Origin of the sequence: Stutzerimonas nitrititolerans, assembly GCF_003696285.1 — a bacterium.
Lineage (GTDB): Bacteria > Pseudomonadota > Gammaproteobacteria > Pseudomonadales > Pseudomonadaceae > Stutzerimonas > Stutzerimonas nitrititolerans.
Map to the genome: position 1 here is coordinate 1 of NZ_RFFL01000073.1, position 587 is coordinate 587.

General features: G+C 62.1%; 1 pseudogene. It reads right to left on the reverse strand.

What is annotated here, in order from left to right:
- Nucleotides 1-193: pseudogene (locus EA795_RS21335) on the reverse strand (hypothetical protein); the annotation flags it as partial.
- Nucleotides 194-587 lie beyond the last annotated feature (394 nt).

The following is a 587-nucleotide window of genomic DNA, read 5'->3' on the forward strand; positions in this document are numbered from 1 at the left end:
GCCCTGCTCGCAGCCTTTCATCCCACCAGGCTCGCACAGTTACCTTTGCCGGAGCGCGCAGGCCTTGCGCCGCTGGTGGCTCGGCGGTTTCCTTGGTCTGGATGGCGCACCATAGCCAGTCCAGCACGCGAGGCCTCAGGCAGGCGTCCAGTTCGAGCAGGTCGACTGGCGTATCCAGGCGCCCGGCTCTCATATTCCAAGCCCTGTGCGGTAGAAGTGCAGCATGTTTTCCGCCTTGGGGATCCTGCTGTAAATGGTGCCTACCACCGACTCCTCACGGTTTGCATACAGCTCCGCAGCAATGATCAGGATGGCCAGGCGTACGGAGTTNGCCGCCTCCAGCTTCATCTGCAGGTCATCGTCCTCATGCCCATGCCGAATACGCAGGTGCGTTTTGAGGTCTGCGAGGGTCGGCATGGGCATGGGTTCGCTCCTTACTTGTTACTTTCAGGTTTGATGGCGGCAGGCTTTTCAGTGCTGGCCAGGCCGCGCGCGACCAGAGCATCCGCGTGGCGCTTCGGCACGGTGTAGCTCTTGCCACCCCGTCGCTTGATCTCACCCGCATCCTGGTAAGAGCGCAGCGGCCA